The organism is Shewanella sp. FJAT-52076 (genome assembly GCF_019457455.1).
GTDB classification, from domain to species: Bacteria; Pseudomonadota; Gammaproteobacteria; order Enterobacterales; family Shewanellaceae; genus Shewanella; species Shewanella zhangzhouensis.
Window position 1 is genome coordinate 1,786,490 of sequence record NZ_CP080415.1, and the last position, 22,048, is coordinate 1,808,537.

Consider the following 22,048-nt stretch of genomic DNA (forward strand, 5'->3'; position numbering starts at 1 on the left):
AGCGTCGCAGGAGTACTGAAAGCGCAGCAGATGAACCATGCTGCGCTTTTTAATACCTTTCAGTCAGTTACAAAATAAACGCGTAACTCATCTTCATAAACAGCGATTGTTCGGTACGGGTCAAGCCCGGCCAATGGTCGTCCGCCTGCATGCCATCGGCATAACCCAGATAAAACACACTGAGCGGGTTGAGCTTATAGCCATACAGCAGCTCTGTGCCCAAATCTTTGCTGAGGTTATCCGGCGTGTGGTAAAGGTAAAGCCCAGGGTCACGGCGAATGTGGGTATAAATACCTGAAAATCTAATGAAACTTTCTACATTCAGCTGCCAGTTGATGCGCACATCCGTGAGATTGGCGGTGATGAGTCGTCCTTCGTCCACATCGAGGGCATAGTAAGCGTGGCTTGCCTCAATCATCAGGCCGTCGGTCAGCTTGAGCTCAAGCTCGCCGCTGGCCCGCAGGCTGGTTCCCAGGCGGTTATTTTGCAAGTCAACTTCGTCTCCCCAGGATGCGGCCAGACCCCCGCCAACCCACGACAGCGGATGCGCGCTGGCTTCAGCCCAGAAACGGGTTTCATCAAACAGGGTTGTGTTGCCGTCAATGGCGAGTGAGCTTGCATCGAGTCGACGCCCCACCTTTTCACGGGTTAACCAGCCACCGCCTACCCAGCTTTGCCAGCCACCTTCAGCCGAGAGCCAGCCTTCCAGCTCCTGCTCGATTTTCTCGCCATTCTGGTTTTGGGTAATGTCCCAGTCGCCGCCAAGCTCCACTTCATTGAACCAACTGTCGGTGGGGTACCAGATATAACCGCCTCCCAGCACGGCTTTACGTTGGTCGACTTTCTCGATAAAGCCCAGATCGGCGCGAAAATCTTCACCCACCGACTCGTAATCGGCCTTGAGGTAGTAGTCTCTGGTGGCGTGCTTATAGCCAAGCCGGTACATCTCGCCCCGAAGCGCACCCTCTTTATGGGTTCTGAGTACCTGTTCATTAAGTTGGCAATCATTGAGATTGCAGCTGTCTGCCGGCAGGCAGTCATCATCAGAACCACAAAAGTCCCGATACAAATCGACGGGATACTGGGTGTCTGAACTGGCAAACTGGCCGATAAAGGTGTCCTGGGCCGTTGGCTGGTATTTGATATCCGCCGACACCACCAGATTGTGGTAATCGTTGCTGCGCTTGCCGGTGATGACTGCACCTACGGCAAGCCGCTCACTGCTGGTGTAGAGATAGCGGCCGGCAAGGTTGTGGCTCTCGCTGTCGATAGTGGCAACCGAAGAGCCCAGGTTACCGGGCACCAGAAAGTGGCTGGCGCTGTCGTTGGCACCCAAAAATGCAAAGGTGTGTGCCTCTGACTTGTGGGTAAATTTTACCCCATAGTCCGGGTCAACCAGATTGCGGGTATGCAGCAGTGAGACCTGAGAGTCGAAATACTCTTTGTTATCAAGGAAAAAACTGCGCTTTTCATCGAAAAACAGAGCGAAACTCGAGTTGACATCCAGCTGGCCGGCATCGGCTTCCACCTGCGAAAAATCGGGATTCAGGGTGGCATTGAGCAAGGAAGATGGGCTCAGCGCCCAGCGAAGGTCCACGCCCGCATCCACATCCTGCTCATCCTGCCATTCACTGCCGGGGGCTTGTCCTCGAACTCTGTGGCCCTTGGCGACGAGGGAGGGCGTCACCTGAAGCCCGTTGCCAAGATTGACCGTGGCCAAACCGCTCGCCACACCGAGCTGGCACAACTGGCAGCTGTTTTGCCGGGAAATGGCGTGGGTCGATAGCCTGCGCTCGGCGTCTCTGGGATGAAAGCGGATGAGCTCAAATCCCCAGGTTTTGTCACCGGGGCTATCATCAAAACTCAATTGCGACAGTGGGATAGCCACTTCAACCTGATAACCTGTGTCTGTGATTTGCCCCGCGCTCTGCCAGATGCCATCCCAGGCGGCACTTTCAGTCTTATTAAGCTCATTTTCGATGGAGTCGAGTTGAACCCCCAGTGGATTGATAAAAAACTGATAGGCAAGACGGGCATTGTTAAAGGTATCCAACTTGATACCGACCATGTCATCGCCCCAGATATCGTCTCTGGGGCGTAAGTGGGCCCGGACGTCGCCCGGGTTGGGATCGTCAGCCTTGAATGCCACATACAGGGTGGAGTCTGTGGCATATACCCATGCCTGGGTTTGCACTGTTGCGGGGGCATTTTCGGCCGGACGGGTTTCGAATGTCAGAAAAGTGCTGGATGCCTGCTGCCAAACAGGGTCGCTGAGATCGCCGTTAATCTGTGCCTCTGTGGCAAGTGAGGGAATGCGAATATCAAATTGGCTGGCACTGCCGGCAAGGCTGAGCTCTGGGGTTAAGGCAAACAGCAGCGCCGCAGCGGGGGCTAAAGGGAAACGAAAGGGTTTCATTGAGTGTGTTCTTGTCATTATTTTGTGGGCGAGTGTAACCCAGCCGAAGGTCGCTATGTAGGTGGATTTGTTACAAATTCTGAATGGAAATAAAACGCCCGCATATAAGCGGGCGTTTTGTGGTGCGGATTGCAAAGTTGAGGCCGATTATTCCGGCGCTATGTTGGGGTGGCGGTAGGCTTCGCGATAACGGTCAACCCACATGGCGGTGGCGCCGCAAATGGCCACTGGCATCACAATAAAATTCACCACAGGGATCATCGAAAACAAGGTGACGGCGGCACCAAAACTCATGCTGGTGCCCTTGGTTTGCCGCAGGGCGAAACGCATGTCGTTAAACGGGACCTTGTGATTATCGAAGGGATAATCACAGTACTGAATCGCCATCATCCAACTGCTGAACAAAAACCACAGCACAGGGGCGGCGGTTTGCCCAACAAGCGGCACCCAAAACAGCAGTAAAAACAGGATTGCGCGGGGCAGGTAGTACTTGAGCTTGAGCCATTCACGGCCAAGGATCCGCGGCAAGTCTTTGATTAAGTCCGAAGTCGTTCCTGTATACAGAGGCTTGCCGGTGAGCAGCTGCTCTACCTTTTCCGCGAGCAAACCATTGAAGGGGGCGGCGAGCCAATTCATTACTGAGCTGAAAATAAAGGCCATCACCACCAACATGGTCAAGACCGCCAGCGGCCACAACAAAAAGTTAAGCCAGGACAGGTATTCGGGCAGCTGGCCGCTGATGTAGGCAAAAAGCTGCTCAAGCTGGCCAAACGCCACGTAAAAGGCACCGGCAAACAGCAGCAGGTTAATCATCAGTGGAATAAAGACGAAGGTACGCAGGCCGGGGCGGCGAATAAGATGAAAGCCTTCCACAAAGTAGTTAAAACCACTCTTGGCCTGGCGGGCGGATTCCCGGGTAGATGAAAGCGACGGTCGTGACATAAGGGGCTTTGCTCCAAACGTTTGTGTTTGCAGGCATTGTCGGCCAAGGTCCGCCAAGGTTGCAAGGTTGAAATTGTGGCGAAATACGTCCGGCACTCCTAGCCGTATTCACCTTGACGCCTGTTTGTGTGGCCGGGGCCTCTTTTAGGGTGATAAAAACGTTACAAATTCAAATGGGCTTTGGTAAAGTTGGCAGCAAACAACAGGAATGAAAGCTCTCGCCAACCGGCGGGGCAATTTTTTCATCGGCGCGACGGCTGCGTTGGCGGCCACTGAAGCGATTTGACTGGCATTATGAGACTGAAACAAATAAAACTTGCTGGCTTCAAGTCGTTTGTCGATCCCACCAGGATCCCATTCCCCAATCCCCTAACAGCCATCATAGGCCCCAATGGCTGTGGTAAATCCAACGTGATTGATGCTGTGCGCTGGGTGCTGGGCGAAAGCTCCGCCAAGCACCTTCGCGGCGATTCCATGACCGACGTTATCTTCAATGGCTCCAGTGCCCGCAGGCCAGTGTCTGTTGCCGGGGTAGAGCTGGTATTTGATAACAGAGAAGGGCGTCTTGGCGGCCAGTACGCCAGCTATGAAGAAATTGCGGTAAAGCGTCAGGTCAGTCGCGATGGCGAGTCGCTGTATTTTCTCAACGGCCAGAAATGTCGCCGCAAGGACATCACAGATCTCTTTATGGGCACCGGCCTTGGGCCGCGAAGCTACGCCATTATCGAACAGGGCATGATTTCGCGCCTGATTGAATCCCGGCCCCAGGAACTCAGGGTTTTTATCGAAGAAGCCGCCGGTATCTCCCGCTATAAAGAGCGTCGCCGCGACACCGAAAACCGTATCCGCCATACCCGCGAAAACCTGGAACGCCTGGGGGATATTCGACTGGAGCTGGGTAAACAGCTCGACAAGCTCGCGGTGCAGGCCGAGGCCGCTAAACGTTACCGCGAATACAAACAGGCCGAGCGTACCACCCACGCCGAGCTGCTGGTGATGCGCTATCAGGAAATCTGTCAGCAGGCCGATGCCCTTGGCCGCGAAATTGCGCAGCAGGAATTTTTATACCAGAGCGCCAAAACCTCCCTTGATACCACCGCCGCCAGGCTCGATGAGCAAAAACTCGTGCTCGCGGCTTTGGTGGATGAAGAGCAAGACACCCTCGAAGCCTACTATCTGGCCGGCACCGAAGTGGCGCGCCTTGAGCAGCAACTGTCACATTTGGAAGAGCGCAGTCACAGTCTGCGAAGCCGGGGAGATAGCCTTGCAGAGGAGATTTCCGGGCTCATGGCAAGGCAGGAGTCGCTCGAGGCAGCTCAGCAAGACGCGGCCGACAAGCTTGCCGGGCAGGAAGAAGTCTTACTGGGATTGGAAGAAACTCAGGACGCCTGGAGTCAGAGTGCGGAAGACGCCGAAGACGCGTTGGAGCAGCTCAAGGATACCGTGACCCAGGCAGAGCGCCGCCATGCTGAGACGAAAGCAAGATGCGAGCTGACTTCCCAGCGACTCGTCCATCTTAAACAGGTGAGCCAGGAAAAAGCGCAGTCGCTGTCGGGATACCGGGAGCAGCAAGCGTCCCATGTGGATGAGAACGTTGACTCTGTTACGCCGCCATCGCAGCAAAGTCTGGCGCCGCTGATGGAAAGGTTGGATAACGCCAAAGCGGCACAGGCCCAGGCAAAGACGGCACTCGCCGAGTGTGAACAGGCACTGGCAAAGTGCCGTGGCGAACAGAGCGAAGCTCAGGGGCGCTATTCGGTGCTGTCCAGATTGCTTGAAGACAATGCAGGCAATGCAGCCGGACCTGCGCGTACCAAACTCTGGCAGCGTCTTGATGTGGCAGCGGGCTGGGAGAAGACCGCAGAGCTACTGCTTGGGCATCTGTTGGAGCAGCCCCTGTTTGAAGACACCGCCTTTGGTCAGGACGCGTTTGATGGTCAGGGATTCAGTTATCAGGAAAAGCGCGACTGGGGCATTATGCGGGCGCCGGTCAATCTTGCGCCCTGGCTGGATAACGTTGGCTTTGCCGAAAGCTTGAATGTGGCACAGGAGCGCCTGGTTGGTACAGCACAAAGCACGCTCATCGCCACCAGGGACGGCTATCTGGTCGGCCATGGATTGGTGCTGCAACAACAGGGTGCCGGCACCGACAAGGTGGCACTTAAAGCAGAGGCTGAAGCACTGGGTGCCCGCCTTGGCCTGATACAGGCTGAGCTTGCTCAACTTGAACGGGCAGTGGCAGAGCAGCGTGATGGGCTGAATCTGGCCCGTATTCATCGGGAAGCCGTTGAAGCAGAGCTGTTTGAAGCCAAACAACTTCAGGCTCGCCAGCAAACCCTGTGGGAGGCGAGCGTCGCTCACCAGGCCCAGCGCGCCAAACAGCGAGCGTTCATCGATGAACAAATCCAGCGTTTGACCCAGCAGCACGAGCAGTCGGTGCTGGAGCTGGAAGTGGCAGACGAAGCCCTGATGCAGCAGGAAGAAGCATTGGAGCAGGCGGCAGAGGCCTTGGCACAGGCACGGGAGCAACTCATCCCGGCCAGACGCATGGCGGAAGAGCGGCGAGCCTCGGTCGCAAATATTGATAAATCCGTCGAAGCGGCTAAGGCGACACGTGCCGAAATGGCCACGTCTCTGGCCCTTATCAGCCAGCAAATGGCATCGGGAAAGGAGCAACTGTCAAAATTATTGACGCAAAAAGCGACCCTGGATGCCGAACTTAAAGCCCAGTCTGAGCACAGTGGTGACGCCGACCGCGAAGCCTTATCCATGAAATTGCGTGAGCAGCTTGCCACCCAGCAAACAAGGCAAACGGCACTGGCGGAAAACCGCAGTCGGCAGGCTCAGGTTCAGGAACAGATTGATGCTTTACTATTGAAGCAAAAACAAGAAGTTGGCAAGATAGACCACTTGACTCATACCCTCGAATCGTTAAAGCTACGACGGGAAGGTTTAAAGGGGCAGGGTGACACTCAACTTGGGCAGTTGGCCGAGGCTAATATTCGACTCAATGAGGTGTTGCCAAGCGTACCTCCCCACGCTTCAGTGGAGGAGTGGCAGCAAAGATTGGAGAAGCTTCGAAGTAAAATCAGTCGCTTGGGCGCCATAAATTTGGCGGCGATTGAAGAGTACGATGAAGCCAAGGCGCGCAAAGATTATCTGGATGAGCAGGACAGGGATCTCGAGCAGGCGCTGGAAAGCCTTGAAGAGGCTATCCGCAAGATAGACAGGGAAACCCGCAGCCGCTTCAAAGCGACCTTTGAACAGGTCAATGCCGATCTTGGGACCTTGTTCCCCAAGGTGTTTGGTGGCGGCAGTGCTTATCTTGCGCTCACAGACAATGATTTACTGGAAACCGGTGTGACCATCATGGCGAGGCCGCCCGGGAAAAAGAACTCCACAATTCACCTGCTCTCGGGTGGTGAAAAGGCGCTGACCGCTTTATCATTGGTGTTCGCAATTTTCAGGTTGAATCCAGCCCCTTTTTGTATGCTCGACGAGGTCGATGCACCGCTGGATGATGCCAACGTTGATCGATTCTGCAGACTGCTGCAGGAAATGTCGGCCAGCGTGCAGTTTATATACATCAGCCACAATAAGATAACCATGGAAATGGCTGATCAGTTGGTAGGTGTGACCATGCATGAGCCCGGCGTATCCCGCATCGTTGCGGTGGACATCGAAGAAGCCGTGGCCATGGCACACACGGAATGAATTCAGGAAAGACAGGGTATCCAATGGAAGATTTACAACTGGTTTTGTTTGTGCTCGGTGCCATCGCGATTGTGGCGGTGCTTGTGCATGGGTTTTGGTCTATTAGAAAGCAGCAGCCCCGAACCATTAAAGAACAACCCAGAACCCCTTACGCCATGTCTCCCGGGCGTCGTGACGCCGAAGGCTTTGATGCCGATGGCATTGGTGAAGTGAGGGTGCGTAAACTGGCCCCTGACGATAAAAAGCCAGAGCCTGTGCAAGTGACTCAGGACGATGCCTTTTCCCTGTCTGACGAGCCCAAGGTTCGCCGTGTTAAAGAGCGTCAGGAACCCGTGTTGGAGTCGCGCCCTGAAACGGCACCAAGCCATACAGTTCATGAGCTTCGCCGCCATGAAGAGCCTTCACCCAGTGCCAGACAGGTACAGCTGGGACTTCTGGACGAGCTGGATCAGGAGCCTTCTCAAGGCGACTTGTATGAAGATGTAAACGCCTCGGGCGCCGACTACGAAGATGAGTATGACGCCTATGAAAACCAGCCTGCGTCCGTAAATCCTCAAGAGACTGCCCAGGGGCAAGCGACTCATGCACAGGCGACGCAGACTGAGCCTCAAGTGAAGGCTGAAGAGCCGCTGCCGGATCCCCGCGATGTGCTGGTGTTGCACGTGGTGGCCCGGGAAGGCCAGGTACTGGCCGGTGCCGAGCTGCTGCCCTGCCTGCTTGAACTGAATTTCAAATACGGTGACATGGAAATATTCCATCGCCATGAAGATAACGCCGGTAACGGCAAGGTACTGTTTTCGCTCGCCAATATGCTTAAGCCTGGCACCTTCGATCCCGACACCATGGAGCAGTTCAACACCCACGGCATAGTGCTCTTTATGACACTGCCATGCCACGGTGAAGCGGTGATGAACTTCTCACTGATGCTGAACTCTGCCTGTCAGCTCGCGGACGACCTCGATGCACTGGTGCTTGACGGTCAGCGCCAACTCTGGAGCGATGCCACCAAGGCGCAGTATCTCGCCCGCATCCGCGCCAGCGCATAACAAGTTATTGATTTACAAAGTGGGGCCGCATGAGCGGCCCCGCGCATTTCCAAGGTACCATCATGCAAGTCAAAGCCGAAATTCAACGTCTTACCGCTGAAATCAATCGTCACAACATTGCCTACTATGTGCAGGATGCGCCAAGTATTCCCGATGCGGAATACGACCGGCTGATGAACCAGCTCAAAGCGCTGGAAGCCGAGCACCCGGAGTTTGCCGAGCCAGACTCGCCCACCCAGCGTGTGGGCGGCGCGGCACTGAATAAATTTGAGCAGGTCAGCCACCTCAAACCCATGCTGAGCCTGGATAATGCCTTCAATGAAGAAGACTTTGTTGCCTTTGATAAGCGCCTGACCGACAAGGTGGGTCCCCAGGTGTACTGCGCCGAGCCCAAACTCGATGGCCTCGCAGTGAGCCTGATTTACCGACATGGCGTGCTTGAGCGTGCCGCTACCCGTGGCGATGGCGCCGTCGGGGAAGATATCAGCGTGAATATGCGCACCATCAAGTCGGTGCCCTTGAGACTGCAGGGCGATGATATACCGGCATTGGTGGAAGTGCGTGGCGAGGTCTTTATGCCAAGGGCTGCTTTTGAAGCGCTGAACGACCGCGCCCGGGCAAGAGGTGACAAGCTGTTCGTCAATCCCCGCAATGCCGCCGCCGGCAGCCTGCGTCAGCTGGACAGCAAGATAACCGCCGAGCGCTCACTGGCCTTTTATGCCTACGCCCTGGGCGTAGTGCAGGACGACAACGGTGCCGATTTGGTGCTGGCGCCCACCCACAAAGGCCAGCTGGAGCGCCTTACAGCCTTCGGTTTGCCGGTGAGCAAGGAAGTGAAACTCTGTGAAGGCCTTGCCGAGGTGATGGCCTACTACGCCGACATCCTCAAGCGACGTGACGAGCTTGCCTTTGAAATCGATGGCGTGGTTATCAAGGTTAACGACATCGAAGCCCAGCAGCAGCTCGGGTTTGTGGCCCGAGCGCCGCGTTGGGCCATTGCCTTTAAGTTTCCGGCACAGGAAGAAATGACCTTGCTGGAAGGCGTTGATTTTCAGGTGGGCCGCACTGGCGCCGTCACCCCTGTCGCCCGCTTAAAACCTGTCTTTGTGGGCGGCGTGACCGTATCCAACGCGACTTTGCACAATGGCGATGAAATTGCCCGTCTTGGGGTGAAGATTGGCGATACCGTGATTATTCGCCGCGCCGGAGATGTTATTCCGCAAATTGTGGCCGTGGTGGCGGAGCGCCGCCCCGAGAATGCGCAGGATATCCTGTTCCCCGATACTTGCCCCGTGTGTGGCTCTTTGGTGGAGCGGATTGAAGGCGAGGCTGTGGCACGCTGCAGTGGCGGGCTTTTCTGTGAAGCCCAGCGCCGTGAGGCCATCAAGCACTTTGCCTCCCGCAAGGCCATGTATATCGATGGCATGGGTGACAAGGTGGTTGAGCAACTTATCGATAAAGAGCTGGTGGAAAGCCCGGCGGATCTGTTCAAGCTCAATGTGTCCAAGCTGACCATGCTTGAGCGTATGGGCACCAAGTCGGCCACCAATCTGATGGCGGCCATTGAAGAGGCCAAAACCACCACCTTGCCCAAGTTTTTGTATGCACTGGGTATTCGGGAAGTAGGGGAGGCCACAGCCGCTAACCTGGCGAAACATTTCCTGAGCCTGGATGCCATAAGGAAGGCCGATGTGGACGCCCTGATGCAGGTGGAGGATGTGGGCACTGTGGTTGCTCAGCACGTGGCGCACTTTTTTGCCCAGCCCCATAACCTTGAGGTAATAGATGCGCTGATCAATGCTGGCGTGAACTGGCCTGCCATCGAAAAGCCATCGGCCGATGCACAGCCGCTGCTTGGCCAAACCTGGGTGCTCACGGGTACCCTCACCAGTCTTGGCCGCACCGAGGCCAAGACCAAGCTTGAGGCACTTGGCGCCAAGGTGGCGGGCAGTGTCTCCAAGAACACCCACTGCGTGGTTGCCGGTGAAGCAGCTGGCTCCAAGCTTGCCAAGGCCCAGGAACTGGGTATCCCGGTATTGGATGAGGCTGGTCTGATTGAGCTGATAGGCCTCTGATTATATTTAAAAACTTATCCAGTTGAAAAAACGTCAACTTCAGGTTGGCGTTTTTTTGTTGCCAGCATTTGATAAATAAAATATACAATATCCAGCAACATAAATATAACAACTGGAGATAACACATGCACTCACCCAAGTCCCTTATCGCCGCCGGTTTGCTGCTGGCACTCATCAGTGCGGTTTCCCACGCCAAGGGTCGGCCAGGTACCAACCCCACCGAGCCTGCCGACCCCGATGTGGTCTTGCCTATCCGTGTAGATTGCAGCGCCACCATCAATTTGTGGGCCCAGAACATGACTGACCCGCAAATCGCTGATACCTGCGCGCAGCTCTCAAGTCAGGAAAGTGATTTCCACCAGAGAATGCAAACCTTTGGTGAGCCGGTGGCAAACGATTACAACGACAGCCTGCGGGTGGTGGTATTTGATGATTACAACCAATACGACAAATACGGCTATGAGCTTTTCAATATCAACACCAACAATGGTGGCATCTATATTGAGGGCAATCCGGCGGATGTGAACAGCCAGGCGAGTTTCTATGCCCACGAAGCCGATTGGCTGCGCCCTGAGTTTGAAATTTGGAACCTGCGCCACGAGTATATCCATTACCTGGAAGGGCGCTTTGTCAGCTATGGCGGCTTTAATTTCTACCCGGACAAGATGGTGTGGTGGGCAGAAGGCCTGGCGGAGTACCTCTCCCTTGGCACCGACAACGCCACGGCAGTGAACCTCGCAATCAACACCCGCGCCAATCGTCGTCCGACACTGGCGACCATTTTTTCAACCAGTTACCGGGACGGCACCGACAGGGTCTACCGCTGGAGCTATCTGGCAATCCGCTTCCTGTTTGAGCGCCACGAAGCCGAAGTGCTGGCCATGACAGAGCATCTGAAACATAACCAGTTTGCCAGTTATGATGGGGCGCTTGGCAGCTTTGCGACAAACTATCAGGCCGAGTTTGCCGAGTGGCTGAATGGCCTTGCGTCGCAAAAGGCTACGGCGCTGGATAGCAAGCGTGAGCAGATGCTGCTGCGTCATGCCGAGCACCAAGCGCGCAAGCAGCGCTAGTCCCTTGCGATAGTCGCTTCGCCTGGGACGACCAATCTTCATAATAAAGGCCCGCATAAGCGGGTCTTTGTGTTTCTCAGGCCTTGAATCCCGGCCACCTTGCCCCCAACTCAAGGGAAAGACATGACGTGGAGCACACTTTGCTCAAGTTTGAACACATTCGCTGGGTCGATGACAAGGGCCATATCAAACCGCCGCTGGGGCTCTATTTACTGCTGACATTTCTTGCCCGCGGCTGGGTGGTATTTGTGGCCTCGCTTACCCAATTCAGCGACAGGGCAGGCTTGGTAAGGCTGTTTTATCCCCATAAAGAAAGCTTTTTGCTGGCGCTTGCCACGGGATTTGGCGCCTTGCTGTGTTATGGGCTGATTATCCTAGAGCGTAAGGCGCGGCCGGATTGGGCGATGAGTCTCTTCAGCCATTTGAAATGGCTGCTGTGGCCCTTGTTGGTGCTGGATGCTGTGATGCTTGTAGCGCGTTTGCTCTCCAGCGGCTTTTTGTTTTCATGGACCGCGGCCGCCGATGCGGTGCTGATTTTCTGGTTTGCCATTTATCTTCTGAAATCCAGCCATTTACGGCTTTACCTCGCGGACTGGAAGCGTCCTGTTATCCATCAATAAGTAGCGCAGCGCCTGCTCAAACGCCTGCTGAGTTCGTCGCTGTTATGGAAGGACTGATTGGTGTTTTCAGGTTTCGGACTTTGTTTACTGTTGATGTGCGGGGATAAAGTGCCGGGCAAAAAAAAGCGCTGCCGGGGCAGCGCCAACATCTGAGGGCTGATAAGCCAAAAACTTACCTTCGCCCCTTGACCAACAAAAGGAATGTAACCTGAGTCACAGGCGTGAGCCTGTTACCCGGGACAATTGACAGCAACACAATCCACCACGGGCCCGGGGTGCGAAGCGCCGCAGTGACAAAGCTATTATGCATAAGATGGATAATGTATACAATTGTGTTAAGCTGAAAACAATTCAACCCAGGTCTGCTGTGTCAAAAATGCGTCACTGGCCCCAAACTTGTCAGATAAATATTTGCCTTATGCTGGATATGGATTTACGCTTTTAATTCATAGGATTGGCGTGTTATCAACCGCTATTCCGTCATCGAGGTTTTTACACCCCTCTTCGGAGGCTTTGATTGGCCAAAAGCAACCCCATTTCCATTCCGGTCTCAGAACTTAGATTGGGACTCACAGTAAAGCTGCCGCTGTCCTGGACGGAGCACCCGTTTCTTATCAATCGTATTGAACTCAAAGAACAGGCGCAGATAGAAATGATCCGGGGCCTGAAGGTGCAACATGTGTTGGTGCTCGCCGGCGCTGAGCTGCTGGATGAAGACGTACCCAAGGAAGAGGTGCCAATCGAAGATGATGGCTTTGACGAAGACATGCCTGAGCGGGATGTAAAGCGTGAGGCCAGAGTCGCGATACGCAAAAGCCAGAAGCGTTTTTTGGACTGTGTAAATGACAGCCGCAGCCTGGTGGGGAAACTTGGCAGCGATCCCGAAGGGGCTTACCGTTTGTCTGCCACTTTGGTTGAGCAGATGCTGGAACACTTGTTTGAGCAGGAAGCCGCTTATCTTGCACTGGTGAGCGCAGGAGAGCAGGGCACCTCGGTTACCCAGCATGGGATCAGCGTAGCCGTGTTGTCGCTGATGATTGCCAAGAGCATGGATATGCCCAAAAAAGACATGCGGGATATCGCGCTGGGTGCGCTGCTGCATGACATAGGTAAGCTCAGGGTGCCGGATAATATCCGTCGAAAGCGCGGGCCGCTCACCACCCAGGAAATCAACTTCATGAACCAGCATCCCAACTATGGTCATGAGATGCTCAGTCGCAGCGGTTTGTTTCCTGAAGAGGTGCTGCACATTATTCGTCATCATCACGAATTTATTGATGGCACAGGTTTTCCGGATGGCCTTACCGGGAAAAAAATTCCCAGAACCACGCAAATCGTCGCATTGGCCAATGATTTTGAAGATCAAATGACCAGCCACAGCATTGTCTCACCCCAGGTCGCCCTGGGTTATTTATTCAAACACAGGGTAGGTAAGCACGACGAAGCCCTGATTGCGACCCTGGTGAAGGTATTGGGCATTTATCCACCCGGCACTCTGGTGCATCTCACCGACGGTTCTTTGGGTAAGGTGATGATGACAACCCGGGAAGTCAAGCAGCCCCAGGTGTGGGCCTGCAGCGCTGCCGGAGGCGATCCCGGGCTCAGAATATTGATGAATGAAGACGTCAGTATCGACAGGGTCATCAAAATCGAAGAACTCTCCGAAGCCGCGATTCGGGTGCTCCAGGCAGATGCGCCTATCAGCTATTACTTTGCCGCGCTCGAAGCTTGAGTTTTCTGCTCAGGTGCGTATTCTGAATCCCTCCTGTATCCATACTGGGATTAAGCTGTTACTTCATGTCTGATTTTAAAACCATTTCTATTGTCGGCTGTGGCTGGTTCGGGTTGCCCCTTGCCAGGCTGCTGAAAAGCAAGGGCCTCACGGTTAAAGGGTGCAAACGTACGCCTGCAGGCGTGGATGTACTCACACAAGAAGGCATTGAAGGCTATTGTGTGGATTTGGACCAGGATGCCGCCCTGCCAGAAGGATTGCTCGATGCCGATGTGTTGGTAATCAATCTGCCTCCCGGTCTTCGCCGCGGCGACACAAGCTATCTTGAGCGCCTCGCGACATTGCGTGACGCCATAAAAACACCTCCCAAACGATTGATTTTTATCAGCTCCACCGGAGTTTATCCCGATCTTCCCAAACTGGTGGATGAAAAAGACAGCAGTGCTCATTCCCCCACGGCGGCAATCTTGCTGGGTGCTGAAGCCCTGTTTGCTCCGTTTAATACCACAGTGGTTCGTTTTGCCGGACTGGTGGGGCCCGAGCGACACCCCGGGCGCTTTTTTGCCGGTAAAAAAGACATCGCGGGTGGCGCCGTGCCGGTTAACCTGGTGCACCTCACCGATTGCATTGAGGGTGTTGTGGCGCTTATTTTCGCCGATACCCTGGCCCCCTGTTACAACCTGTGTGCGCCGCAGCACCCCACAAAGGCCGAGTTTTACACCACGGCTGCACAGGCCGCCGGCTATGAGTTACCAGAGTTTTTAGCCGGCGACGACACCGACGGTAAGCTTGTCGACGGCAGCCTGATTTGTCGTCTGCACGGCTTTAAGTATTCTTACCCCGATCCTGTGGCGATGCTGAATGCTGCAGATGCGTTTTAAAGCATAAAATCATTGATAAAAGGAAGTTTGTCCGTGAAAACATCGTTAAAGCTCTTGGGTGCCTTTGGGGGCCTGCTGATGTCCTTGTCTGCCATGGCCGCGACTTTTGTGGAAGGTAAGGACTACGTCAGGGTGGAAGGGTTCAGCGAGAGCCATACCCCCGTGCTGCGGGAGTTTTTCTCTTATAACTGTCCACATTGTTTTCGGATGGATCATACCATCGAAGAAGCAGCGGGTTTGGTCGCCAAAGAGGTGCGTTTTGAGAGAACGCCGGTTGGCGCAGGCCGCAAGCCCTGGCAAATGAGCCAGCTAGCGTATTATCTCGCTCAAAAGTTCAAAGTCACCGAGCAGACCCACGGTGCCATTTTCAAGCATGTACAAGAAGTCGCTCCTTTTCAGTCAGAAGCAGACGTGCGGCAGTTTTTCGTGTCCCAGGGGCTCAAGGCTGACGAGCTGGATAAGGCAATTGCGTCATCCGACCGTAAACTGGCCATGATGAACTTTGATACCGAGGCGCAGCTCTCAGGCATACGTGGCGTGCCAAGCCTGTTGGTGAATGGCAAGTATATGCTGCACATTCAGGGCCGCAGCAGCGGTGAGATAGCCGAGTTGGTGCAATACCTAATCAAGCAGTGACAATAGGCTTCAGACAAAACGCCCGGCTATGCCGGGCGTTTTACTTTGTTAGACCTAGGTCGGAATGGGCGTAATAAATCTGAATTAAGGCTATTCATCATGAATGGATCAAGATGATGTTATTAAAGAGAAATATGCAATTTAGATGCGATAAGCAATCATCACTTAGACTAAGGTCGTGATTGAGGTCACACTCTGCCTTGTTAGATTAACCGTGACTTAACTTAATTATTACAAACACAGGGGAGTCACAACAATGGCATTCGAAAGCAACGAAAAGGCTCAAGGTTACTGGCGCGAGAATCTTCGCCTGGTTATCAGCCTGCTGGCAGTGTGGTTTGTCGTATCTTACGGCTTTGGCATTCTGTTGGTGGATGTGCTCAATCAAATTACCTTTATGGGCTTCAAACTGGGATTCTGGTTTGCTCAGCAGGGTTCCATGTACGTGTTCGTGGCGTTGATATTTATCTACGCGTCCAAGGCGAATGCACTCGATAAAAAATATAACGTTCACGAAGACTGAGGAGCACTGCAATGGATGTTAAAACTCTGACATACCTGATTGTGGGGCTCTCATTTGCCCTTTATATAGGTATCGCTATCTGGTCCCGTGCCGGTTCGACCAAAGAATTCTACGTAGCCGGTGGCGGCGTTCCCCCTGTGATGAACGGTATGGCCACTGCGGCCGACTGGATGTCCGCGGCGTCTTTTATCTCTCTGGCCGGTATCGTGTCCTTCGTGGGCTATGACGGCTCTGTATACCTGATGGGCTGGACCGGTGGTTATGTGCTGCTGGCGCTGTGTATGGCACCGTACCTTCGTAAGTTTGGTAAGTTTACCGTACCTGACTTTATCGGTGAGCGTTACTACTCTCAGGCGGCGCGTACTGTTGCCGTGGTCTGTGCCATCTTTATCTGCTTTACCTATATTGCAGGTCAGATGCGCGGTGTGGGCGTGGTGTTCTCCCGCTTCCTTGAAGTAGACGTGGATACCGGCGTATACATTGGTATGGCAGTGGTGTTCTTCTACGCCGTACTCGGCGGTATGAAGGGTATCACCTACACCCAGGTTGCCCAATACTGCGTACTTATCTTCGCCTTTATGGTGCCTGCTATTTTCATCTCTGTGATGATGACGGGTCACATCATTCCTCAGCTGGGTTTCGGTGCTGAGCTGATTGATGCTGCCGGTAACGGCACAGGTGTGTATCTGCTGGATAAGCTCGATGGTCTGTCTACGGAGCTAGGGTTCTCCCAGTACACCGAAGGTTCCAAGAGCATGATTGATGTGTTTGCAATCACTGCAGCCCTGATGGTGGGTACTGCCGGTCTGCCACACGTTATCGTACGCTTCTTCACCGTACCTCGCGTAAAAGATGCTCGTTCCAGTGCCGGTTGGGCGCTGGTGTTCATCGCTATCATGTACACCACAGTGCCAGCACTGGCAGCCTTCTCCCGCGTTAACATGATTGAAACCATTAATGGTCCAGATGCCACTGGTGTGGCCTATGAGACAGCACCAGGTTGGATCAAAAACTGGGAAAAGACCGGTCTTATCAAGTGGGACGACAAGAACGGTGACGGCAAGATGTACTACACCAAGGGCGATGCCAATGAGATGAACATCGACCGTGACATCATGGTGTTGGCGACCCCTGAAATTGCCAATCTGCCAGCCTGGGTTATCGCTCTGGTGGCTGCCGGTGGTCTGGCTGCGGCCTTGTCGACTTCTGCAGGTCTCTTGTTGGTGATTTCAACGTCAGTGTCACACGACCTGATGAAGAAAGGCTTCGCACCCAATATCTCGGATAAACAGGAGCTGTTGTACGCCCGTATTGCAGCGGCCGTGGGCATCGTGATTGCCGGTTACTTTGGTATCCACCCACCCGGATTTGTGGCAGCAGTAGTGGCGTTCGCCTTCGGTCTGGCTGCATCTTCACTGTTCCCTGCCATTGTAATGGGCATCTTCTCCAAGAAGATGAACAAAGAAGGCGCTATCGCCGGTATGGTGGTTGGTCTGGGCTTTACTGCGGCTTACATCGTTTACTTCAAGTTTGTAAACCCTGCGGCTAACGTACCCGCCAACTGGCTGTTCGGCATCTCCCCTGAAGGTATCGGTATGATTGGTATGCTGATTAACTTTGCTGTGGCGGTTATTGTAGCCAAGCTGACTTCTGCCGTACCTGCCCATGTGGAAGAAATGGTTGAAGGTATCCGTTTCCCTAAAGGTGCCGGTGGCGCACAGGATCACTGATACTGCCCATAAGGGTTAATAAAAAACGGCGCATCGGCGCCGTTTTTCTTTATGGATGCAGGATTTTACTTAGGTCGTATGGTGACATTGAATGCAGCTGCCTTATAGTGGATGCACAAGGCGTATATTTGCACTAAGCGGATGATTTGTATGGATGCCAGCGAAATTCAGCCCCTAACCCAGTTTCTCAGGCAATTGGTCCCTTTTGACTCTCTGTCGGATGCCTCTTTGCTGGCCTGTGTACGGCATCTGAGTGTGGCTTACTACAGTAAGTCCATGGGGCATGTTCCCCTGGATGAATCCCATCCAAGGCTCTATATCGTCCGCAGCGGCGCCTTTGAGGTGCGTGATGAAGAGGGAGAGCTGGTTGACCGCCTGGGGGAAGGGGACTTCTTTGGCTTCCCGTCGTTGCTCAGTGGTGAGGCGATTTCCAATAAGGTGGCCATTCTGGAAGATGGGCTGGTGTATCAACTGAGCCCGGATATGTTCAACAGCTTACGCCAGGAAAGCCGTGAATTTGACCGCTTTTTTAACCGTGCCTTTGCCAAAAGGTTGCGCCATCAGGGCAGATTCAAGGCCAAGGAGCTGACCACCACGAGCCGTATCAGCTCACTGATGACGGGCTCGCCGCTCACCATAGACTGCAACCACAGCATACGCCAGGCGGCGATGATGATGCGCGATGCCCGGGTGTCATCACTGCTGGTGACAGACCATCACAAACTCTGCGGCATTCTTACCGATAGAGACTTGCGTAACCGGGTGCTCGCCGAAGGTTTTGACGGCGCACTGCCGGTACATCAGGCCATGACCCGAAATCCGGTGACCATAGGGGCTGGGGCCTTGGTATTCGAGGCCATGCTCGCCATGAGCGAGCGCAATATCCATCATTTGCCGGTGCTGGACGGCGATACCCCGGTGGGGGTGATATCCAGCACTGATATTCTGCGAAGCCAGGGCTCGCAACCTTTAATGCTGATTGGTGAAATCGAGCGGCAAAAGGATGTGGCCAGTTTAATTTCAGTCAGCAAAAAAATCCCCGAACTACTTCAAAGCCTTATCAGTGCCGATGCCAGAGCCGAAGAAATTGGCCGGGTGTTGACGTCGGTGACAGACGCCCTGACCAGGAGGCTGATACTGGTCAATCAGCAGATTTTGGGGCAGGCGCCCATGGCGTTTTGCTGGCTCGCCTTTGGCTCCCAGGGGCGCCAGGATCAGGCCGCCTGCTCAGATCAGGATAATGGGTTGTTGCTTGCCGGTGAGCCTGACGAGCATGCCGCCGGCTATTTTGAGGCACTGAGCCGCGCCGTTTGCAGTGGGCTTGATGAGTGCGGATACCGCTTTTGTCCGGGTGATATCATGGCGCAAAACCCCAAATGGCGCATGTCTCTGGAGCGCTGGCAACAGGTCTTCGACAACTGGGTCAGGGCGCCCGAGCCCAAGGCCTTGATGCACGCCTCGATATTTTTCGATATGCGGCCCGTGTTTGGTCCTCAAAGCCTGTTCGATGCGCTGCAGGACAAGGTGCTTGCGGGAACCAGGGACAATGACATTTTTCTCGCCGGCATGGCGGGCAACAGCCTTACCGAGGCGCCGCCTCTGGGGTTCTTTCGCAAGTTTGTGCTCGAGCGGGATGGCTCCGAGGTAAAAGGTATTGATTTAAAACACAAAGGTAACGCGCTGATTAATGACATTGCCCGTGTATATGCCCTGTCAGCGGGCATCAAAGAGGTGAATACCGCCAAGCGTATTCGCGCCCTGATGGAACTTGGCGTGATTGGCCGTAAAGATGCGCTTAATCTCGCCGATGCCCACGAATTTATCGCCCATATGCGTCTTGCCAATCAGGGGGTACAACACCGGCAAGGACAGGAGATCAGTAACTATCTCAAGCCGCAGCAGTTATCTTCTCTGGTTCGTCACCAATTACGGGATGCCTTCAAAGTGGTGCATGATGCCCAGTCGGGGCTCAGGCTTAAATTTATGCGGAGCTTTTAATGGTCTCCCGCGCATTTTTACGCCCGCGCCTGTGGTGGCGCAGCCGTGCATTGGACGATGGTCTTGCGCGCACCCTCGTCGATAGCCAAAGAGTCCTGCTCAGTGCGACGGCAGAAATGGCACCCATGCTGGCGCTGGACCTTGAAATGACAGGACTGGACCCCGGAAGAGATCAGATCCTGGCCATCGGCGTAGTGCCCATCGACGGCGGTGTTATCCAGCTGCAGGGCGCCGAGTCGGTATTGGTGGAAATTCAGGGCAGTGTGGGGCAGAGCGCGGTTATTCATGGGATCACTGATAGAGAGCTTCACAATGCGCTGCCCTTGGCCGATGCCATGAACTGGCTGATGCAAAAAATGCGCGGCAGAATCCTGGTGGCTCACCATGCACCTCTGGATTTGGCCTTTATCCGCGCCAACATGAGCCGCTGCCTCGGGATAAGCATGCCAATACTGGCCATAGATACCCTGGCGTTGGAGCGGCAGCGACTGCTTCGGGTACATGAAGTGATCCAGGAGGGGAGTCTGAGACTTGGCGCCAGTCGGCATAGATATGGTTTGCCGGTTTACGATGCCCACAATGCACTGACAGACGCACTGTCCTGCGCTGAACTCTTGTTGGCACAGCTTGCCGCTATCGGCGGTGTCCGTACCCGTATTGACGAGCTCGTCACTCTCTGCGACTAGTCATATTCATTTACAGATTTTCATTCTGTTTTCAGGCGCTTTGGTTCTACTCTTCAGTGAATGTTCATTCCTTTGGGAGCGCGTATGCCTTTACCCCTTCTCTGGATTGGTGGCGCCGCACTCGGCGCGCTGGCCATGGCGGATGCCCGGGAGTCACGTCGCCGCTTGCAGTATCAGCGTGCCCGCGGCCAAACGGCTGTTGAGCACGCTGACAAACCTGTGGTGCTGTCGCCCAGCACCTGGCAAACCGGAGGCAAACAAAGTACGCCGCTGCCAGGGGCTTTGATGTGTTGTCATGTGTTTGGTGTGATTGAACATACTGGTATTTACCTTGGTGATGGTCTGATTGCTGAGCTGCACGGCAGTGGTCTTATCCGCGCCGTGTCGGCGCAGCGCTTCCTCCATGGCCGTACCGGCAGCCGCATTTTTGTGGCGGCAGACGCCAACCATCAGGCGCTGGCACACGAAATGGCCACAGAAAGAGCGGCCATGGCACTGTTTCAGTATCGTGATTACGACTTATTGGAAAACAACTGTCATCGATTTGTGTGGCATTGCATCAGTGGCGATGACAGGGAAATCAAGGGCTTTGGTGAGCTCAATGAATTGGTGGCCGCTTTTTATGGCAAAGCCATCTATTGGGACGAGGCCAGGCTGGCATATCCGCGGGAATGAGTTGTCTGAGATTGACGGGTCGCAATCCAGCCGTGGCCCAGGATGGGTGAACTCGTGCTGAATTATCTATGGCTTCATCCACTGTGGGGATGAGGCTTATTTGCACCCGATGCAGTACCCTGAAAGCAAAAAAGCCACCCGAAGGTGGCTTTTTTAAAACTGATATTACTTGCAGAAGTAATTCACGGCGCGGCTAACCAGCTCAATGCCGGTTTGATCGCAGGGCGGCAATTCGGCATCGCTGATGCTCACAGGTGTTACCCGCTCGCCCCATTTCAGCAGCAATGCTGCTGACGTCAGGCCGGCACCAAACGCACAGGACAGAATGGTGTCATTGGGTTTGATCAGGCCTTTTTCCAACGCGTCACAAATGGCGATTGGGATAGTCGCGGCCGACGTATTGCCGTAGTTGGCAATGTTGACGAACGCTTTTTCTTTCGGAATGCGCATTTTGCTGACCAGAGTATCGATAATGCGCTCGTTGGCCTGATGGGGGATTACCAAATCTACCGCATCCTTGTCCACGCCACATTTTTCCAGCACCTGGGCACTCAGCTTACCCATGCCATTAATGGCGCGCTTGAAGATTTCCTGGCCATCAAACTGGATATAAAAGTCCAGCGATTCTGCGCTGAATCTGTCCATGGCAGTGCCGAAACCGGCCTTGAGGATATCGCGGCCATCGGGGTCGTTATTGAGCTCATAGCCCAACACGCCGCCGGGAACGTCGCTGGCTTCCACTACCACGGCACCGGCGCCGTCACCAAAGAGCACGGCCGTTTCACGGCGAGACCAGTCCAAATAGAAGGTCAGACGCTCAGCACCAATCACCAACACCTTTTTGCACTGGCCGCTCTTGATTTGCGAGCTGGCAAGACCGAGGCCATACAGGAAACCCGAGCAGGCGGCGTTGATGTCAAAGGCTGCGCAGCGCGCGCCCACATTGGCCTGTACGGTAGAGGCGATGTTGGGGATCAGGGTATCCGGGCTTGCGGTGGCCAGAATAATCATGTCCAGTTCGCTGCCGTCGATACCGGCAGCTGCCAGGGCGCGCTGGGCGGCCACGCTGGCCAGCTCTGAGGTATTGACGTGGCTGACATGGCGCTGACTGATCCCGGTTCTGGGCTTAATCCATTCATCGGACGTGTCGATGAAGGTGGCGAGATCATGGTTGGTCAGAACGGCAGGGGGAACACATTTGCCCCAACCGGTAATGGTGGCGTACTGCATTGATAATTCTCTCAAACAAAAAAGGCAGTGCCTTGGGACTGCCTTGAATATCCGACAACAGGGCTTTGGAA

The 22,048-nt window shown here is 54.4% G+C and carries 16 protein-coding genes; 13 read left to right on the top strand and 3 right to left on the bottom strand.

Annotation, left to right across the window (positions count from 1 at the left end):
- Nucleotides 1–67 precede the first annotated feature (67 nt).
- Nucleotides 68–2,416, bottom strand: coding sequence for a carbohydrate binding family 9 domain-containing protein (locus K0H79_RS07705; protein ID WP_258405494.1), 2,349 nt, complete (start codon nt 2,414–2,416; stop codon nt 68–70).
- Between the two features lie 147 nt (nt 2,417–2,563).
- Entirely contained in the window at nt 2,564–3,358 is a 795-nt protein-coding gene (cysZ, locus tag K0H79_RS07710) for a sulfate transporter CysZ (RefSeq protein ID WP_220077861.1), read from the bottom strand.
- Between the two features lie 294 nt (nt 3,359–3,652).
- On the opposite strand from cysZ, the gene K0H79_RS07715 reads away from it, so the two are divergent.
- The 13 genes from K0H79_RS07715 to K0H79_RS07775 all read left to right on the top strand — a co-directional run bounded on the left by K0H79_RS07715 (nt 3,653) and on the right by K0H79_RS07775 (nt 20,747).
- Nucleotides 3,653–7,072: a chromosome segregation protein SMC gene (locus K0H79_RS07715; RefSeq protein WP_220077862.1), complete on the top strand. Its 3,420-nt coding sequence runs from the start codon at nt 3,653–3,655 to the stop codon at nt 7,070–7,072.
- A gap of 23 nt (nt 7,073–7,095) precedes the next feature.
- Nucleotides 7,096–8,118: a cell division protein ZipA gene (gene zipA / locus K0H79_RS07720; RefSeq protein ID WP_220077863.1), complete on the top strand. Its 1,023-nt coding sequence runs from the start codon at nt 7,096–7,098 to the stop codon at nt 8,116–8,118.
- Nucleotides 8,119–8,180: 62 nt separating this feature from the next.
- Nucleotides 8,181–10,193 (top strand): NAD-dependent DNA ligase LigA, encoded by a 2,013-nt coding sequence (gene ligA / locus K0H79_RS07725; protein WP_258405495.1) that lies wholly within the window; start codon nt 8,181–8,183, stop codon nt 10,191–10,193.
- Nucleotides 10,194–10,318: 125 nt separating this feature from the next.
- Nucleotides 10,319–11,266 (top strand): collagenase, encoded by a 948-nt coding sequence (locus tag K0H79_RS07730; RefSeq protein WP_220077865.1) that lies wholly within the window; start codon nt 10,319–10,321, stop codon nt 11,264–11,266.
- A 128-nt stretch (nt 11,267–11,394) separates the two neighbouring features.
- Nucleotides 11,395–11,886, top strand: coding sequence for a DUF2919 domain-containing protein (locus K0H79_RS07735; protein WP_220067500.1), 492 nt, complete (start codon nt 11,395–11,397; stop codon nt 11,884–11,886).
- Nucleotides 11,887–12,403: 517 nt separating this feature from the next.
- Nucleotides 12,404–13,618, top strand: a complete 1,215-nt coding sequence (locus tag K0H79_RS07740) for an HD-GYP domain-containing protein (RefSeq protein WP_220067501.1) — start codon at nt 12,404–12,406, stop codon at nt 13,616–13,618.
- A gap of 65 nt (nt 13,619–13,683) precedes the next feature.
- Entirely contained in the window at nt 13,684–14,499 is an 816-nt protein-coding gene (locus K0H79_RS07745) for an SDR family oxidoreductase (protein ID WP_220077866.1), read from the top strand.
- 78 nt (nt 14,500–14,577) lie between these two features.
- Complete coding sequence (locus tag K0H79_RS07750; protein WP_220078117.1) at nt 14,578–15,135, top strand: thiol:disulfide interchange protein DsbA/DsbL; 558 nt, start codon at nt 14,578–14,580, stop codon at nt 15,133–15,135.
- Nucleotides 15,136–15,391: 256 nt separating this feature from the next.
- A complete protein-coding gene (locus K0H79_RS07755) occupies nt 15,392–15,658 on the top strand; it encodes a DUF4212 domain-containing protein (protein ID WP_220067503.1) in 267 nt (88 codons plus the stop codon).
- A gap of 11 nt (nt 15,659–15,669) precedes the next feature.
- On the top strand, nt 15,670–17,388 hold the full coding sequence (locus K0H79_RS07760; RefSeq protein WP_220067504.1) for a sodium:solute symporter family protein: 1,719 nt from the start codon (nt 15,670–15,672) through the stop codon (nt 17,386–17,388).
- A 150-nt stretch (nt 17,389–17,538) separates the two neighbouring features.
- On the top strand, nt 17,539–19,386 hold the full coding sequence (locus K0H79_RS07765; RefSeq protein ID WP_220077867.1) for a DUF294 nucleotidyltransferase-like domain-containing protein: 1,848 nt from the start codon (nt 17,539–17,541) through the stop codon (nt 19,384–19,386).
- Nucleotides 19,386–20,072, top strand: coding sequence for a 3'-5' exonuclease (locus tag K0H79_RS07770; protein ID WP_220077868.1), 687 nt, complete (start codon nt 19,386–19,388; stop codon nt 20,070–20,072). Before K0H79_RS07765 ends, K0H79_RS07770 begins: the two co-directional genes overlap by 1 nt.
- An 84-nt stretch (nt 20,073–20,156) precedes the next feature.
- Nucleotides 20,157–20,747: a lecithin retinol acyltransferase family protein gene (locus K0H79_RS07775; protein WP_220067507.1), complete on the top strand. Its 591-nt coding sequence runs from the start codon at nt 20,157–20,159 to the stop codon at nt 20,745–20,747.
- Nucleotides 20,748–20,912: 165 nt separating this feature from the next.
- Here K0H79_RS07775 and K0H79_RS07780 read toward each other — a convergent pair whose 3' ends face one another.
- Complete coding sequence (locus K0H79_RS07780) at nt 20,913–21,977, bottom strand: ketoacyl-ACP synthase III (protein ID WP_220067508.1); 1,065 nt, start codon at nt 21,975–21,977, stop codon at nt 20,913–20,915.
- Nucleotides 21,978–22,048 lie beyond the last annotated feature (71 nt).

Bases quoted from the DNA above. Each gene is read 5' to 3' on its own strand.
- K0H79_RS07715 (WP_220077862.1), top strand. From the start codon at position 3,653: ATGAGACTGAAACAAATAAAACTTGCTGGCTTCAAGTCGTTTGTCGAT.
- K0H79_RS07745 (WP_220077866.1), top strand. From the start codon at position 13,684: ATGTCTGATTTTAAAACCATTTCTATTGTCGGCTGTGGCTGGTTCGGG.
- cysZ (WP_220077861.1), bottom strand. From the start codon at position 3,358: ATGTCACGACCGTCGCTTTCATCTACCCGGGAATCCGCCCGCCAGGCC.
- zipA (WP_220077863.1), top strand. From the start codon at position 7,096: ATGGAAGATTTACAACTGGTTTTGTTTGTGCTCGGTGCCATCGCGATT.
- K0H79_RS07765 (WP_220077867.1), top strand. From the start codon at position 17,539: ATGGATGCCAGCGAAATTCAGCCCCTAACCCAGTTTCTCAGGCAATTG.
- K0H79_RS07755 (WP_220067503.1), top strand. From the start codon at position 15,392: ATGGCATTCGAAAGCAACGAAAAGGCTCAAGGTTACTGGCGCGAGAAT.
- K0H79_RS07750 (WP_220078117.1), top strand. From the start codon at position 14,578: ATGTCCTTGTCTGCCATGGCCGCGACTTTTGTGGAAGGTAAGGACTAC.
- K0H79_RS07780 (WP_220067508.1), bottom strand. From the start codon at position 21,977: ATGCAGTACGCCACCATTACCGGTTGGGGCAAATGTGTTCCCCCTGCC.
- K0H79_RS07775 (WP_220067507.1), top strand. From the start codon at position 20,157: ATGCCTTTACCCCTTCTCTGGATTGGTGGCGCCGCACTCGGCGCGCTG.
- K0H79_RS07730 (WP_220077865.1), top strand. From the start codon at position 10,319: ATGCACTCACCCAAGTCCCTTATCGCCGCCGGTTTGCTGCTGGCACTC.
- ligA (WP_258405495.1), top strand. From the start codon at position 8,181: ATGCAAGTCAAAGCCGAAATTCAACGTCTTACCGCTGAAATCAATCGT.
- K0H79_RS07705 (WP_258405494.1), bottom strand. From the start codon at position 2,416: ATGAAACCCTTTCGTTTCCCTTTAGCCCCCGCTGCGGCGCTGCTGTTT.
- K0H79_RS07770 (WP_220077868.1), top strand. From the start codon at position 19,386: ATGGTCTCCCGCGCATTTTTACGCCCGCGCCTGTGGTGGCGCAGCCGT.
- K0H79_RS07760 (WP_220067504.1), top strand. From the start codon at position 15,670: ATGGATGTTAAAACTCTGACATACCTGATTGTGGGGCTCTCATTTGCC.